The organism is Streptomyces sp. NPDC107471, from assembly GCF_055582845.1.
Genome location: NZ_JBVJPC010000006.1, coordinates 52,426 through 67,353 on the forward strand (window position 1 = coordinate 52,426; position 14,928 = coordinate 67,353).

The 14,928-nt window shown below is 72.6% G+C and carries 15 protein-coding genes; 6 read left to right on the top strand and 9 right to left on the bottom strand.

Annotation, left to right across the window (positions count from 1 at the left end; genetic code table 11):
* Positions 1-31: 31 nt before the first annotated feature.
* From ACZ66S_RS21375 to ACZ66S_RS21395, 5 genes are all read right to left on the bottom strand, one after another.
* Positions 32-1,204, bottom strand: coding sequence for an FAD-dependent monooxygenase (locus ACZ66S_RS21375; protein ID WP_469903090.1), 1,173 nt, complete (start codon positions 1,202-1,204; stop codon positions 32-34).
* Positions 1,205-1,247: 43 nt separating this feature from the next.
* On the bottom strand, positions 1,248-1,427 hold the full coding sequence (locus ACZ66S_RS21380; protein WP_469903091.1) for a hypothetical protein: 180 nt from the start codon (positions 1,425-1,427) through the stop codon (positions 1,248-1,250).
* A gap of 68 nt (positions 1,428-1,495) precedes the next feature.
* Positions 1,496-2,056, bottom strand: coding sequence for a DUF1877 domain-containing protein (locus tag ACZ66S_RS21385; RefSeq protein WP_469903092.1), 561 nt, complete (start codon positions 2,054-2,056; stop codon positions 1,496-1,498).
* Positions 2,057-2,063: 7 nt separating this feature from the next.
* A complete protein-coding gene (locus tag ACZ66S_RS21390; RefSeq protein ID WP_469903093.1) occupies positions 2,064-2,939 on the bottom strand; it encodes an undecaprenyl-diphosphate phosphatase in 876 nt (291 codons plus the stop codon).
* A gap of 151 nt (positions 2,940-3,090) precedes the next feature.
* Positions 3,091-3,561 carry a winged helix-turn-helix transcriptional regulator gene (locus ACZ66S_RS21395; protein WP_469903094.1) on the bottom strand — a complete coding sequence of 157 codons (471 nt, stop codon included), beginning with the start codon at positions 3,559-3,561 and terminating at the stop codon, positions 3,091-3,093.
* A gap of 125 nt (positions 3,562-3,686) precedes the next feature.
* On the opposite strand from ACZ66S_RS21395, the gene ACZ66S_RS21400 reads away from it, so the two are divergent.
* Positions 3,687-4,856 carry a thiolase family protein gene (locus ACZ66S_RS21400; RefSeq protein ID WP_469903095.1) on the top strand — a complete coding sequence of 390 codons (1,170 nt, stop codon included), beginning with the start codon at positions 3,687-3,689 and terminating at the stop codon, positions 4,854-4,856.
* Between the two features lie 31 nt (positions 4,857-4,887).
* On the opposite strand, the gene ACZ66S_RS21405 is transcribed toward ACZ66S_RS21400, so the two are convergent.
* Positions 4,888-5,655, bottom strand: a complete 768-nt coding sequence (locus tag ACZ66S_RS21405; RefSeq protein WP_469903096.1) for a TVP38/TMEM64 family protein — start codon at positions 5,653-5,655, stop codon at positions 4,888-4,890.
* Positions 5,656-5,983: 328 nt separating this feature from the next.
* Here ACZ66S_RS21405 and tuf point away from each other — a divergent pair, with 328 nt between their 5' ends.
* Positions 5,984-7,153 carry an elongation factor Tu gene (gene tuf, locus ACZ66S_RS21410; protein ID WP_469903097.1) on the top strand — a complete coding sequence of 390 codons (1,170 nt, stop codon included), beginning with the start codon at positions 5,984-5,986 and terminating at the stop codon, positions 7,151-7,153.
* Positions 7,154-7,227: 74 nt separating this feature from the next.
* Positions 7,228-8,073, top strand: a complete 846-nt coding sequence (locus ACZ66S_RS21415; RefSeq protein WP_469903098.1) for a spermidine synthase — start codon at positions 7,228-7,230, stop codon at positions 8,071-8,073.
* 215 nt (positions 8,074-8,288) lie between these two features.
* Here ACZ66S_RS21415 and ACZ66S_RS21420 read toward each other — a convergent pair whose 3' ends face one another.
* A complete protein-coding gene (locus tag ACZ66S_RS21420) occupies positions 8,289-9,584 on the bottom strand; it encodes an MFS transporter (protein WP_469903099.1) in 1,296 nt (431 codons plus the stop codon).
* Between the two features lie 178 nt (positions 9,585-9,762).
* Between ACZ66S_RS21420 and ACZ66S_RS21425 the strand changes: the two genes are divergently transcribed.
* Complete coding sequence (locus tag ACZ66S_RS21425) at positions 9,763-10,200, top strand: DUF4442 domain-containing protein (RefSeq protein ID WP_053849789.1); 438 nt, start codon at positions 9,763-9,765, stop codon at positions 10,198-10,200.
* Positions 10,201-10,312: 112 nt separating this feature from the next.
* On the opposite strand, the gene galU is transcribed toward ACZ66S_RS21425, so the two are convergent.
* Positions 10,313-11,257 carry a UTP--glucose-1-phosphate uridylyltransferase GalU gene (gene galU, locus ACZ66S_RS21430; protein ID WP_469903100.1) on the bottom strand — a complete coding sequence of 315 codons (945 nt, stop codon included), beginning with the start codon at positions 11,255-11,257 and terminating at the stop codon, positions 10,313-10,315.
* A gap of 478 nt (positions 11,258-11,735) precedes the next feature.
* On the opposite strand from galU, the gene ACZ66S_RS21435 reads away from it, so the two are divergent.
* Together ACZ66S_RS21435 and ACZ66S_RS21440 are read left to right on the top strand one after the other, a co-directional pair.
* The gene (locus tag ACZ66S_RS21435) at positions 11,736-13,538 is read left to right on the top strand and encodes an RICIN domain-containing protein (protein WP_469903101.1); all 1,803 of its coding nucleotides are present in this window, start codon (positions 11,736-11,738) and stop codon (positions 13,536-13,538) included.
* Positions 13,539-13,637: 99 nt separating this feature from the next.
* The gene (locus ACZ66S_RS21440) at positions 13,638-14,300 is read left to right on the top strand and encodes a DedA family protein (RefSeq protein ID WP_469903102.1); all 663 of its coding nucleotides are present in this window, start codon (positions 13,638-13,640) and stop codon (positions 14,298-14,300) included.
* 3 nt (positions 14,301-14,303) lie between these two features.
* Here the strand turns inward: ACZ66S_RS21440 and ACZ66S_RS21445 are convergent, their stop codons facing one another.
* Positions 14,304-14,837: a gamma carbonic anhydrase family protein gene (locus ACZ66S_RS21445; RefSeq protein WP_469903103.1), complete on the bottom strand. Its 534-nt coding sequence runs from the start codon at positions 14,835-14,837 to the stop codon at positions 14,304-14,306.
* Positions 14,838-14,928 lie beyond the last annotated feature (91 nt).

Genomic DNA, 14,928 nt, shown 5'->3' on the forward strand with positions numbered 1-14,928 from the left:
GCGGTGGCGGTCGCCCCGGGGGAGGTGCTTCTCAGCCGTCGGCCAGGACGTCGACCGGCCAGGCGGCCGAGTGGGGGCCGAACCTGTTCTCGGCGGCGAGGGCGACCAGGCGGGCGTCGCGCTCCTCGGCCTCGGGGCCGTCCGGTACGTGGTAGTCGTGGCCCGCGCGTGCGGAACTGGCCTGCACGGCGGTGGCGGCCGGGGCCCGTCTGCGGACGTACCGGTCCAGTGCGTCGGGCACCTCGTCGGGTGCCGAGCCGGTGAGGCAGTCGCCGAGGACGGCCGCGTCCATGACGGCCTGGGCCGCGCCCTGGGCCTGGAAGGGCACCATCGCGTGGGCGCTGTCCCCGAGCAGGGTGACCCGGCCGACGTTCCACCGCGGGAGCGGGGCGCGGGTGTGGATGCCGTAGCGGAAGACCTGGCCCGCCCGGTCGAGGAGGGTCAGCACCCGGGGGTCCCAGCCGGCGAAGGTGCGTGTCTGCTCGCCGGGTTCCGCCTGCGCGGTCCACGACTCCCGGGCCGCCCGGTCGGTCACGAACACGCCCACGACGTTGAGGAGTTCGCCGCGGCGCAGCCAGTAGTGGACGACATGGCGGTCCGGGCCGAGCCAGGCGGCGTACTCCGGGAGGTCCAGGTCGGCGACCTCGGCGGCGGGGAGCAGGGCCCGGTAGGCGGCGGTGTGCGAGAACACCGCCTCGTCCGCGCCGAAGAGCCACTGGCGGGCGGCGGAGCGGATGCCGTCGGCGGCCACGACGACATCGGCGTCCAGGCGTGCACCGTCCGCCGTGCTCACCCGGACCTCCTTGTCGTCCTGGTCGATCCCCACGACGGCGGTGGCCAGGCGCAGCGACCCGGGCGGTACGGTGGCGACCAGGGCCCGTTGCAGATCGGCCCGGTGGAGCTGGAGGTACGGCGCCCCGAACTCCTCCTCCGCCTCCCGGCCGATGACGTAGCGACAGATCTCGGAGCCGTCGGACCAGGTGCGGAAGCTCACGTGGGACGGGCGCGTGGCGTGTTCCGCGACGGCGTCGAGCAGGTCCAGCCGGCGCAGTACGCGGGTGGCGTTGGGGGCGAGCTGGATGCCGGCGCCGATCTCGGTGAGCCGCCGCGACTGCTCGACGAGCGTCACGTCATGGCCGGCCCGGCGCAGGCTCAGCGTCGCGGTGAGTCCACCGATGCCGGCGCCCACGACGATCGCTCTCATGGCATGACCTCACTTCGAGGGACGCGCCTTCTTCAGGGGGTGCTCAGGCCGCCTTGATGACGTCACCGCGGATCGCGGCCGCCCATTCGACCACCAACAGCTCGTACTCCGCGCGCTCCTGTGCCGACAGGGTGCCGCAGGCGCGCATCCACAGCGCCCGGATCTGCTCGTTCACCTCGGCAGCGGACCGCACGGAACCAGGGGTCACGGAATCGGGGGACATGCGCACAAGCCTAGGCGCAAGCACTGACAGTGCGCTACCGGACGGCTACGCACAACGTATGTGATGGGTCACGGGTTTCGGGGCGACCGCCCTGTATCGGTGCCGCGGGTCAGTCGATCCAGACGACCACGCACCGGCTGGCGCCGGGTGGCCTCGCGGTAGAACTCCCGCATCGCGTCGAAGTGTTCCACCAGGTGGGCGCGCACGTCACCGCCGGCCCACGGGCCGAAACCGCAGACGGCGGCGGCCTCGTCGGGGGAGTCCGGCAGACCGGCGAGCAGGACGTCCGTGTCGATGGCGTCGAGGCCACGCGTGACCTCGGCGACTGCGCCGGGGGTGAGGAGCCGGGGCGGGTCCCCGAAGCCGTCGTGGACGTCGGGGTGGTCCAGGAAGCCGGGAGCGGCGTCCGGGTCGCCGGACACCGCGCGGTCCAGCAGGGCCTGCGTGCGGGGGTCGACGCGCGACGCGCGGCAGTGCCGGATGAGCCCCCACACCGCCCAGTCGGTGTCCAGGAGGTCCGCGGCCGGCGGGTCCCAGCCCGGTGCCGCGCCCGGCGCGTCCAGGGCCGTGACGCGGCAGCGCTCCAGGTACTCCGGTGCGACCCGCGCGAACTGCTGTGTCAGGGCCACCCGCGGCTCAGCCCGCCGACTCCGCCGCGTGCGGGCTCAGGACGCCCATCGTGACCAGGGCGATGATGACGATGCCGAGGGCGATCCGGTACCAGACGAAGGGCATGAAGCTCTTCGTCGAGATGAACTTCATGAACCAGGCGATGACCGCGTAGCCGACGACGAAGGCGATCACCGTGGCGAAGATCGTCGGGCCCCAGGAAACGTGGTCGCTCTCCAGCGCGTCCTTCAACTCGAAGAGCCCGGAGGCCAGTACGGCCGGGATGGCGAGGAGGAAGGAGTAACGGGCCGCCGACTCGCGCCTGTAGCCCATGAAGAGGCCGCCGCTGATGGTGGCGCCGGAGCGGGAGACACCGGGCACGAGCGCCATGGACTGGCACAGGCCGAAGATCAGGCCGTCCTTGACGCCGAGGTCCTCAAGTCCCTTGCGCTGCTTGGGCGCGCGGTGCCGTCCGCCGCTCTCGTCGCGTGCCGCCAGCCGGTCGGCGATGCCGATGACGATGCCGACGACGATCAGCATGGTGGCGGTGATGCGCAGATCGCGGAACGGCCCCTCGATCTGGTCCTTGAACAGCAGCCCCAACACCCCGATGGGGATCGATCCGACGATCACCAGCCAGCCCATCTGGGCGTCGTGGTCGCTGCGCAGCTCCTTCTTGACGAGGGAACGGCTCCACGTCGAGACGATCCGCCCGATGTCCTTGCGGAAGTAGATCAGCACGGCGGCCTCGGTGCCGATCTGGGTGATCGCGGTGAAGGCCGCCCCGGGGTCCTTCCAGCCCGAGAAGGCCGCGGTCAGCCGCAGATGCGCGCTGGAGGAGACGGGGAGGAACTCGGTCAGCCCCTGGACGAGTCCGAGGATGAGTGATTCGAACCAAGACATGAAGTTACGGCGTCCAAGTGCTGGTCGTGTGACGGAAGTCGGGCGCGCCGCATCACCGGGCGCGGTGATCGGGGTGCGAGGGCAGCGTAGCGCCCCGCGGTGACGGCCCCGCCACAGGGGCGGCCGGGTCCGGGATGCGGCCGGTGAGCGCCTACGCGGCCGTCGGGCCCGTCACCGTCCAGCCGGGGGCCTGCGGGTGGGACGTCAGGTCGTCGTGCACCACCGTGTCGCGGCAGGCGGAGCAGACGACGACGGGCTCCAGTTCATGGCCGCAGGCGTGCTCCAGGACCATCGGCCGGTCGCCGTCCGTGCGCAGGTGCCGGTCGCCCCACGCCATGAGCGTCAGCAGCACCGGCTCCAGTTCCAGCCCCGCTTGGGTGGGCCGGTACTCGAAGCGCTGCGGCCGCTCGCTGTAGACCCGCTTGGTCAGGATCCCGGCGTCGACCAGCCGCCGCAGCCGGGTGGCCAGGATGTCGCGCGGGGCCCCGATGTTGCGCACGAGCTGGTCGAAGCGGCCGTTGCCCAGGCAGACCTCGCGCAGCACGAGCAGGGAGTACTTCTCGCCGACGAGCGCCAGGGCGTCGGCGATGGAGCAGGGGCGCGGGTCTCGGGTGGCGGCCATGATGCCCAGTCTAGGGGAGGGTTTGGTTCTCCAACTCAAGGGTTTGATTTTCCAACTTACGAGGCTATGGTGAGTTCGGATTTCCTACTCACCAGTAGCAGCCCTCACTGATGGAGGCCCGCACCATGCGTGACGCAGTCATCGTCGAAGCCGTACGCACCCCCGTGGGCAAGGGCAAGCCGAAGGGCTCCCTCGCGCACGTGCACCCCGTCGAACTCCTCGCCCACACCCTGCGCACCCTCGTGGAGCGCTCCGGCGTCGACCCGGCCCTCATCGACGACGTCATCGGCGGCACCGTCGACCAGGTCGGCGAGCAGGCCATGAACACCACCCGCTACGCGGCCCTGTCGGCCGGCTTCCCCGAGACGGTCCCGGCGACCACCGTGGACCGCCAGTGCGGCTCCTCCCAGCAGGCCGTGCACTTCGCCGCGCAGGGCGTGATCGCGGGCGCCTACGACATCGTCGTCGCCTGCGGCGTCGAGTCGATGAGCCGCGTGCCGATGTGGTCGAACGTCCCCGAGGGCAAGGACCCCTTCGGCCCCGGGATCGCCGCACGCTACGAGGAGGGCCTGGTCCCGCAGGGCATCAGCGCCGAGCTCATCGCCGCCAAGTGGTCGATCACGCGGGAGCAGATGGACGCGTTCGCCGTCCGTTCGCACCGGAAGGCCGCGGACGCCTGGGAGCGGGGCCTGTTCGACGCCGAGGTCGCGCCCCTGGAGGGCGTCACGCGCGACGAGTGCGTACGCCCGGGCAGCACCCCCGAGATCCTCGCCGGCCTCAAGCCCGCCTACTACGACCCGCACTTCGCCGAGCGCTTCCCCCAGATCGAGTGGAACGTCACCGCGGGCAACGCCAGCCCCGTCAACGACGGCGCCTCGGCGGTCCTCATAATGGCGGGCGAGACCGCCGAACGGCTGGGTCTGCGCCCCCTGGCCCGCCTGCACAGCTTCGCCGTCACCGGCTCCGACCCCGTCCTCATGCTCACCGGAGTCGTGCCGGCCACGGAACTGGTCCTGCGCCGGGCCCGCCTCACCCTCGACGACATCGACCTGTTCGAGGTCAACGAGGCGTTCTCCAGCGTGGTCCTGGCCTGGCAGCAGGAGACGGGCGCCGACCTGGCCAAGGTCAACGTGCACGGGGGCGCGATCGCGATCGGCCACCCCCTGGGCGCGAGCGGCACCCGTCTGACGACGACGCTGGTGCACGCGATGCGGGAACGCGGGGCCCGGTACGCCCTGCAGACCATGTGCGAGGCGGGCGGGCTGGCCAACGCGGTGATCCTCGAAAGGGTGTGAGGAGCGCGCCCGGCCCCCTCCGGTCAGGCGCTCATCGGGGTCCGAGCCGGTGCCGCTTGCGCCATGCCACGATCGCCCCCGCCAGACCCGGCAGGGCGATCGCGGCCATGGCGATCACGAACGCCGGAGAGGTGGGCGCCGAGGCGCGCGCCCCGGCGACGACGTACGCGGCGGTGTTCGGGATCGACCCGAGCGCCGTCGCGGCGAGGAACGGGACACAGCCCATCCGGGAGACGGCGGCGCAGTAGTTCGCCGCGGCGAAGGGCACCCCGGGAAACAGCCGGGCCGCCAGCATCGAGCGGAAGCCGTGCCGGCTCAACTGCCCGTCGGCCGCCTTCAGCCACCGCCCCCGCAGCAGCGGCCGCAGCGCGTCCTGCCCGAGCACCCGGCCCAGGCCGAAGGCGATGCCCGCCCCGAGGACCGTGCCGGCGAGCGCCGAGGCGAGCCCTAGCTGCGACCCGAAGAGCGCGCCGGCGGCGAGGTTGAGCAGCGGTCGCGGCACGAACGCCACCGTGCACAGCCCGTACGCCACCCCGAAGACGACCGCGGCCGCGAGCCCGCCGAGCTGGGGCGGCCAGCCGTCCGAGAGCAGTCTCTGCGGCTCGAACAGCAGCACCGTGGACGCGGCGCCCGCGAGGAGCGCGACCAGCAGGGAGAGCCGGAACCACGGCGACAGCAGCACTCTCGTGCAGCGGGCGGTGAGACGCACCGGAGCGGGGACGGGGAGAACGAGCTCCGTGGCGAGGGCCGGGGGAGTGGCCGTGGCGGTGCCCCCAGAGCGGGTGGTGGCATCGAGCATCCTGTGACGGTAACCGACACGGAGGGGTGATCGCCGTACGGATGCCGCCGGTTGTGCGGACGTACGGTGACGGGTGGCCGCAAAAAACCGTTCGACGTGGGACGACGCGTCGGACATGATCTGCGTCATGTTCCGGTACGCCTTCGCTCTCGCAGCATCCGCAGTCGCGGATGCGCCGAAGGCTGCCGTTCCCGTTTTCCCGGCCGCCGCAGACGGCGCCCGAAGCTGACCCTTCCCGGATCGTCCGGCGGACCCCGCAGGGGGAGGGTCGGCGAGTCCTCGGGGTCCCCGTTCTTCAGCGAACACGAAGAGGCTTCGAGGTACAGCCATGTCCAAAACCGCTTACGTGCGCACCAAGCCGCACCTGAACATCGGCACGATGGGACACGTCGACCACGGCAAGACCACCCTGACCGCCGCCATCACCAAGGTCCTCGCCGAGCGCGGCAGCGGCACCTTCGTGCCGTTCGACCGCATCGACCGGGCTCCGGAGGAGGCCGCGCGCGGGATCACCATCAACATCGCGCACGTCGAGTACGAGACCGACACCCGGCACTACGCGCACGTGGACATGCCGGGCCACGCCGACTACGTCAAGAACATGGTCACCGGGGCCGCGCAGCTCGACGGGGCGATCCTCGTCGTCTCCGCGCTCGACGGGATCATGCCGCAGACCGCCGAACACGTGCTGCTCGCGCGGCAGGTGGGCGTCGACCACGTGGTGGTCGCCCTCAACAAGGCGGACGCGGCCGACGAGGAACTGGTCGAGCTCGTCGAGCTGGAGGTCCGTGAGCTGCTCACCGCGCACGGCTACGGCGGCGACGCCGTGCCCGTCGTACGGGTCTCGGGGCTCAGGGCCCTGGAGGGGGACCCGCGTTGGACGGCGTCGATCGAGGCGCTGCTGGACGCGGTGGACACGTACGTGCCCATCCCCGAGCGGTATCTGGACGCGCCCTTCCTGATGCCCGTCGAGAACGTGCTGACCATCACCGGCCGGGGGACCGTGGTGACCGGCGCGGTCGAGCGGGGCACCGTGCGGGTCGGTGACCGGGTCGAGGTGCTCGGGGCCGCCGTGGAGACGGTGGTGACCGGCGTCGAGACCTTCGGCAAGCCGATGGAGGAGGGGCAGGCCGGGGACAACGTGGCGCTGCTGCTGCGGGGTGTTCCCCGGGACGCCGTACGCCGCGGGCATGTCGTGGCCGCGCCGGGCAGCGTGGTGCCCAGTCGTCGCTTCACCGCGCAGGTCTACGTGCTGTCGGCGCGGGAGGGCGGGCGTACGACGCCGGTCGCCACCGGGTACCGGCCGCAGTTCTACATCCGTACCGCGGACGTGGTGGGCGACGTGGACCTCGGTGAGGTCGCCGTCGCGCGGCCCGGGGAGAAGGTCGTCATGACCGTGGAGCTGGGCCGGGACGTGCCGCTCGAGGCCGGGCTCGGGTTCGCCATCCGCGAGGGCGGGCGGACCGTGGGCGCGGGCACGGTGACGGCCGTCGGCTAGGCGGCGGAGTGGGTGGGGGACCGCGGGCCGGTGGTGGCCGGTCGCGCGGTTCCCCGCGCAGGCACAATTGCCGGATGACCGAGTCTCGTCCCGTCGCCCGTGCCGTCGACCACGGGTTCGCCAAGCTGATGCCCGACGTCGATCGGGACCGGGCCTGGCTGCTGACCGTGGACGGGGCTCCGCAGTCGTACGTCGACCTGGACGAGCCGACACATCTGGAGTTCGAGTACGCGCGGCGGCTCGGGCACGTCCTGGACGGCGTCGGGGAGCCGGGCCGGGCCCTGGACGTCGTCCATCTCGGCGGGGGCGCGCTGACCTTGCCGCGCTATCTGGCGGCCACCCGGCCGGGGTCGCGGCAGGACGTCGTCGAGTTCGACCGGGGGCTGCTGGAGCTGGTCGCCGAGCATCTGCCGCTGCCGGAGTCGGCGGGGATCGCGCTGCACGCGGCCGATGCGCGGACGTGGCTGGAGAACGCCCCGGCCGAAAGCGCGGACGTGCTGGTCGCCGACGTCTTCGGCGGCTCGCGGGTCCCGGCGCACCTGACGTCGCTGGAGTACGCCCGCGAGGTCGCGCGGGTGCTCCGGAGCGACGGCGTCTATCTCGCGAACCTCGCCGACGGGGCGCCCTTCGCCTTTCTGCGGTCCCAACTCGCCAACTTCGCCGAGGTGTTCGAGGAACTCCTGCTGATCGCCGAGCCGGGGGTGCTGCGCGGGCGGCGGTTCGGGAACGCGGTGCTCGTCGCCGCGCGCCGACCGCTCGACACGGCGGCACTGTCCCGTCGTACGGCGGCCGACGCGTTCCCCGCCCGGGTCGAACACGGCGAGGGCCTGAGCAGATTCATCGGCCCGGCCCGCCCGGTACGCGACGAGGAGTCCGTGCCATCACCGGAGCCCCCTGAGGGGGCGTTCGGGGTCGGCTGAGTGGGTCCGTCGAGGGGGCTGGCACGGTGGAGCCGGGCTCCCTGACCGGGCGGTCGGGATCGGCTGAGGCGGTGGGTTATGGAGGGCCCCGGAGGCGTAGGGCCTTGAGCCGGGCTTCCCGGTGGGGCGGTCGGGATCGGCTGGGGCGGTCGGGCGGTGGCGGTGGCCAGCCCGCGGCGCGGGTGAGTCGCAGGTGTCCGGGGTGCGTGAAACCGTCAGCCGGGGTCTGGGGTGGGGTGGTCGGACTGGGGTGACGTGGTTGGGGACTTGGTGATCTGTTTGGTGTTGCGGCGCAGGTTGCGGACGTCCGGGACGCACAGGACGGCTGCCGTGACGGCCGCGATCAGGCCGGAGCAGCCCCACAGCGCGGTGTCGCGGCCGAACGCCGACTCCGCGGGGCCGGCCAGCGCGGCCGCGAGTGGCATGAGGGCGACCGAGCCGAACCAGTCGTAGGCCGAGACCCGGGACAGCTTGTCCTCCGGTATCTCCTGGTGCAGGGCGGTCATCCAGGAGACGCCGAACACCTCGACGGTCGCGCCGGCCACGAACATCGCCGTGCACAGGAGGGGCACCGAGACCGGCACGGCCAGCGCGGCGGACGGCAGGGCCAGCGGGAACACGCACAGGATGCCCGTGAACAGCAGGCGCCGCGGCTTCCAGCGGGTCATGAGGAGGGCCCCCATGACCGTGCCCGCGCCGAAGAAGCCGAGGGCCACACCCCAGGGGCCCGCCCCGCCCAGGTCGTCCCGGGCGACGAGCGGGCCGTAGACGGCGTCGGCGGCGCCCAGGACCGCGTTGGCGACCGAGAACTGGACGACGATGCCCCACAGCCACGGCCGCCCCGCGACCTCCCGCCAGCCGTCGCGGAGGTCGGCGAGGAGGCCGGCACCCGGTGCGCGGGCCGGAATGTGGCTGACGTCGAGGAACGCGCGCAGCGAACCGGCCGCCGCGAAGGCGACGGCGTCCGCCGCCAGCACCCAGCCGGGGCCGACGGCCGCGACCATCGCCCCGCCGAGCGCGGCACCGCCCAGCGCCGCGCCCTGCATCGCCATCCGGAACACCGCGAAGGCCCGGCCGGCCTGTTCGCCGCTCACCGAGGACAGCAGCATGCCCTCGGCCGCCGGGCTGAAGAACGCGTGGCCCGTTCCGCCGAGCGCGGTGAGCAGCATCATCTGCCACAACTGGGGCTCACCGGTCAGGACGAGGACGGCGAACGCGCCCTGCGACAGGCAGTTGAGGGAGTTGGCCGCGACCATCACGCGGTGCCGGGGCAGACGGTCCGCCACGGCCCCGCCGATCAGCAGGAACACCACCAGCGGGAGGGTGCGCGCGGCGGCCACCAGACCCACGTCGGCGCTGTCGCCGCCCGCCTCCAGCACGGCGAACGCGGCGGCGATCAGGGCGCCGTTGCTGCCGAGGTTGGTCACGAAGGCGGCCGCGGTCAGCAGGCCGTAGTTGCGGCTGGCCCAGGCGGGTCTGCGGGAGCGGGGGGAAGCGGCGGAGGGGGTCACCGGCCGACTATCGCCGCCCGGGTGCCGCCTTGCCAAACCGTTTGCAGGCCGGACCGGGCGAACCGGCCGCCGGTGCCGACCTCGTCCGCGTCCGTCGCGAGGAGACGCCGATCACTGGCGCCGGACCTGGTCAGCGCGATCTACTGACGGGTAACCTCCGAGCATGAGCGCAGACCAGATGTCCGTCGGCGAGATGCTCGCCGCCACCGTGCCCATGGTGCGGACCCTGAACCTCGAGTTCCTGGAGACCGGCCCGGAGAAGGTCGTGGTCGCCCTTCCCGACCAGGGGGAGTTCCACAACCACGTGGGCGGACCGCACGCCGGGGCGATGTTCACGCTCGCCGAGTCGGCCAGCGGGGCGGTCGTCCTGGCCGCGTTCGGCGACCAGCTCTCGCGCGCGGTACCCCTTGCCGTCAACGCCGAGATCGCCTACCGCAAGCTCGCGATGGGCCCGGTGACCGCCACCGCGACCCTGGGCCGCCCGGCCTCCGAGGTCGTCGCCGAGCTCGACGCCGGCAAGCGCCCCGAGTTCCCGGTCACGATCGAGATCCGCCGCGGGGACGGGGCGGTCACGGGCGAGATGACGGTCGTGTGGACACTGCGGCCGAACGGCTGAGCAAGACAGCCGAGTTGGGGTGACCGGTGTGCACGGGGCGGCAGGCCCGCCCCGGCCCGGTCACCGCCGTCCTTCGTTGCTCAGTGCACCGGCCGCCCGCTTCCTCCGTCGTTCAGGCCGCCAGCCGCCGCCGTACGACCCCTTCGCCGCTCTCCAGTTCCGCCACGAACCCCTTGAGCCAGTCGGTGAACTCCGGGCCCAGGTCGGGGCGGGCGCAGGCCAGGCGGACCACGGTGCGCAGGTAGTCCGCCTTGTCGCCGGTGTCGTAGCGGAGGCCGTCGAAGACGACGCCGTGGACCGTGCCGTCGGCCGCGAGGGTCTGGAGGGCGTCGGTGAGCTGGATCTCGCCGCCGCGGCCGGGCGGAGTGTGTTCGAGGACGCCGAAGACGGCGGGGTCGAGGACGTAGCGGCCGATGACCGCGTAGGCGCTCGGCGCGTCCTCGGGGGAGGGCTTCTCGACCAGGCCGGTCACGCGGACCACGCCCTCCTCCGCAGTCGGCTCCACCGCCGCGCAGCCGTAGAGGTGGATCTGCTCGCGCGGCACCTCCATGAGGGCGACCACGCTCCCGGAGTGCCGTTCGCGGACGTCGAGCATCGTGCTGAGCAGGGTCTCGCGCGGGTCGATCAGGTCGTCGCCGAGGAGCACGGCGAACGGCTGGTCGCCGACATGGCGGCGGGCGCACAGCACCGCGTGGCCGAGGCCGAGCGGTTCGCGCTGCCGGATGTGGTGGATGGCGGCGAGGCGGGCCGGGTCGCGCACCGCGTCGAGGCGCACCGCGTCGCCCTTGGCCGCCAGGGCCTGCTCCAGCTCGAAGGCGTTGTCGAAGTGGTCCTCGATGGCCCGCTTGTGGCGGCCGGTGACCATCAGGACGTCGTCGAGCCCGGCCGCGGCGGCCTCCTCGACGACGTACTGGATGGCCGGCTTGTCGACGACCGGGAGCATCTCCTTCGGCGTCGCCTTGGTCGCCGGCAGGAACCGGGTGCCGAGCCCGGCGGCCGGGACGACCGCCTTGCGGACGGTACGGGCGGGGGCGTCTGTCGTGTGGGGGACGATCATGCCGGACATGCTGCGTCACGGGGATGAGAGCGCCCCGGGAGAAGCCTGGGAGCCCGCTGTGGGCCCGGCGTTGCGGACCCGGCCGGAAGGGGAACTTTCGCGTGCCGGGCATCGGACCGCCGGGCCCAACTCGACGCCCGACTCCCGCTTATTTCGAATGCGGGTGCGGATACCGGCGGTAACTTTTCTGAACTCGCCTCTTTTTGAACATGGGTCACCCCATCTTCTTGTTTGCTGTGCGTTCATTGTGCGAAGGTGAGCGCCCCCCGACCGCCGGGTCTCATCAGACGCGGCAAAGGTACGCACCAATCAGGCGCCTGCTTTCCGAGGACGCGCATATTCCATGCGGTCCTGCGGCTTGGAAGGAATTGGTCCCGTGCAATCCGCTCACCCCCCACGACCCCCTTACCCGCCACGCCCCGGATCCCTTCCGGCGGAGTCCGACCGCAATCTCCTGGCGAGGCTGGGGGAGAACCGCGTGGACGGCCATGCCGTCGCGCTGCTGATGGCGCGCCACTGGCAGGCGACGTACGAGTACTCGGTCATCTGCCTGGCCTCTTGGTCGGGTTCGGCCTCGATGGCGGCCGCCGCGGCTTTCCACCGTGTGCTCGGTCGGGCGGGCCACGGCGCACTGCGACCTCAACTTCTCGTCGCCGTCCGGGAGTTCGTCAAGGAGTGGGCCGCGGACGATGAAATCGCCGCCGTGCTGCCGGAACTTCGCAAGACGATCGGCGGCCGCGGTCTGCGCGCCGCGAGGTCCGTCACCCCCGAAAGGCGACTGCTCGCCGAGCGCGCATTCCGGGCCCTTCCCGGTGCTTCCCAATGTCTTCTGTGGCATGCCGAGGTCGAGGCCGAACCCATATCCGTACCGGCTGGTCTGCTGGGAGTGGACACGGCCCGCGCGACGGCCGCCCTGGAACAGGCGCGCGAGCAATTCCGCAGCGGCTGCGTCCGCGCCCACCGCGAACTCGCACCCACCAGTGAATGCCGTTTCTACAATCGTCTCCTGGATGTCCCGATTCGTCGGGGCGGGGACCTTCTGCCCGATGTCCGCAAGCATCTGGCGGAATGCCGTTACTGCCGTCATGCCGCCGAACAGCTCAGCCATTTCGAGAGCGGCCTCGACGTGCTGCTCGCCGAGACGGTCCTCGGCTGGGGCGCCCACCGCTATCTCGACTCACGGCCCGCGCGTGCCGCCGGACGTCCGGCCCCGGCACCGTCCGGCGCGGCCCGTGCCAAGCCCGGCGGACGGCACCGCCCCGTCCCGGCGGGCCTCCTCTCGCAGCCGCGCAGGAGCACCCGGGCCGTGCTCGTGGGCGCCGGACTGACCTCCCTGGTCCTGCTCGCGACGGTGCTGGCCACCAAGGGCTGGTCCGACGACGGCGGTGTTCCCGGGCCCGGCGCCACCTGGGGCGCGGTGAGCGGCAACACCGTACGGCCGAGCCCGTCGCAGGTCTCGCGGGACGCCGGTTCCCCGTCCGCCGCCTCCATGGGCAACCCCGTCGAGGTCGGTCACGGCACGCTCCGCAACGCCGACGACGGCCGGTGCCTGGACGCCCGGGACGCGGGGAGCGCGGACGGCACACGGGCCGTGCTCGCGGAGTGCTCCTCCGCCGCGACCCAGCAGTGGACCTACCAGCAGGACGGACTGCTGCGCAGCGCGGCCGACCCCCGGCTCTGCCTCGACTCGGACACCGGGAAGCGGTCGGTCGTGGTCGCCGACTGTCTCACCGGGAGGGGAGAGGTCCGCTACGACCTCACCGTGCGCGGCGAACTGCTGCTGCGCCGCGGGAAGGGGCTCCTGGTCGCGCCCGGCAAGGGGGAGACCGTCATCGTCACCGAGCGCGACGGGTCGCGGGGGCAGAGCTGGCTGCTGGAGTCCGCCGACGCGGGCGCGCCGGACCGGCGGGGCACGCGCTCGCCGCAGGACACGGGGCCGGGCCTGACCCCGGGAGGGCCGGGCGGGAACCCGGACGCACCCGGTCTCGCCCCGTCGGCGCCGCAGTCCCCGCCCGCCGGTTCCGACGCCCACCGGGACGAGGACTCCGGCCGGCCGCCGGAGCAGCACGAGGGCCCGCCCGACCAGCACGAGAGCCCGCCCGAGCAGTACGGGACCCGGGTCGCCCAGGTCGGCCACAGCGACGCCGGACCGGCCGTCCCGGTCGAGCGGGCCGGAGCGGCGGTGGGCGCGGTCCTGGACACCACGGCGTCGGTGACGGGGTCCGGAGCGTCGGCCCTCGGCGCGCTCGCCACCGGTGCGGGGGCTGCCATCGGCGGGTGAGTCCGTGCCCCCGACGCCGGTTCTCCCGAACCGGTAGGCTTCCCGGGCGTGCGTCGGAAGGTGACGCACGCCGGGAACGCGACTTGGGAGGAACCGGCGTTGCACGTCCAGGAATGGCTCGACACCGTGCCCCCGGCCGCCGTCTACGCCCTGGTGGGCCTGGTCATCGGCCTGGAGAGCCTGGGCATCCCGCTGCCCGGCGAGATCATCCTGGTCTCCGCCGCGCTGCTGTCCTCACAGCACGCCGGCATCAACCCGGTGGTCCTCGGCGCGTGCGCCAGCGTCGGTGCGGTGGTCGGCGACTCCATCGGCTATGCGATCGGACGCAAGGGCGGACGGCCGCTGCTCACCTGGCTGGGCAACAAGTTCCCCCGGCACTTCAGCGAGGGCCATGTCGCCACGGCGGAGCGGTCCTTCGAGAAGTGGGGCATGTGGGCGGTCTTCTTCGGCCGCTTCGTCGCACTGCTGAGGATCTTCGCCGGACCGCTCGCCGGTGTGCTGCGGATGCCGTACTGGAAGTTCCTGATCGCCAACGTCCTCGGCGGGATCGTCTGGGCCGGCGGCACGACCGCGGTCATCTACTACGTCGGCATCGTCGCGGAGTCCTGGCTGAAGCGGTTCTCGTGGCTCGGGCTCGTTTTGGCCGTGCTCATCGGGCTGACCTCGATGCTGGTGCTCAAGCGCAAGGCGGCCAGGGCCACGGCGACGGCGGCGGCCCAGAGGCAGGCGGCCGAGCCGGAAACCGTCCCGGCCGCCGACTGATCCTCACGGCGTCTCGTGCACCTCGTGGTGGGCCTTGGCCAGGTCCGCGTAGAGCGTGCCGTTCAGGGTGACGCCCTGCCGCTCCTCCTCAGTCAGCTCCCGCCGCACCTTCGCCGGTACGCCCGCGACCAGTGAACCCGGCGGCACCCGCATGCCCTGCGGCACCAGGGCCTGGGCCGCGACGAGGGAACCCGCCCCGATCACCGCGCCGTTCAGCACCGTCGCGCCCATGCCGATGAGGCAGTCGTCCTCGACCGTGGCACCGTGGACGACCGCGTTGTGCCCCACGGACACGCGCTCGCCGATCGTCACCGGGAAGCCGGGATCGGCGTGCAGCGTGCAGTTGTCCTGGATGTTGCTCCGGGCGCCGACTGAGATGCGTTCTACGTCGCCGCGGGCCACCGCGCCGTACCAGAGGCTCGCCCCCGCCCGCAGCGTCACGTCTCCGATCACCGACGCCGTGGGGGCCACGAAGGCCTCCTCGTCGATCTGCGGTTCCCTTCCGCCGATGCCCGTGATCAACGCCTTGTGCGCCATTCCGCCTCCTGGTTCGTGATATCCCGCACCGTACGCCACCCGGTTGGGGCGAAGATCACAAGCCCGCGGTCTCATGCGGACGGCGTGCGCT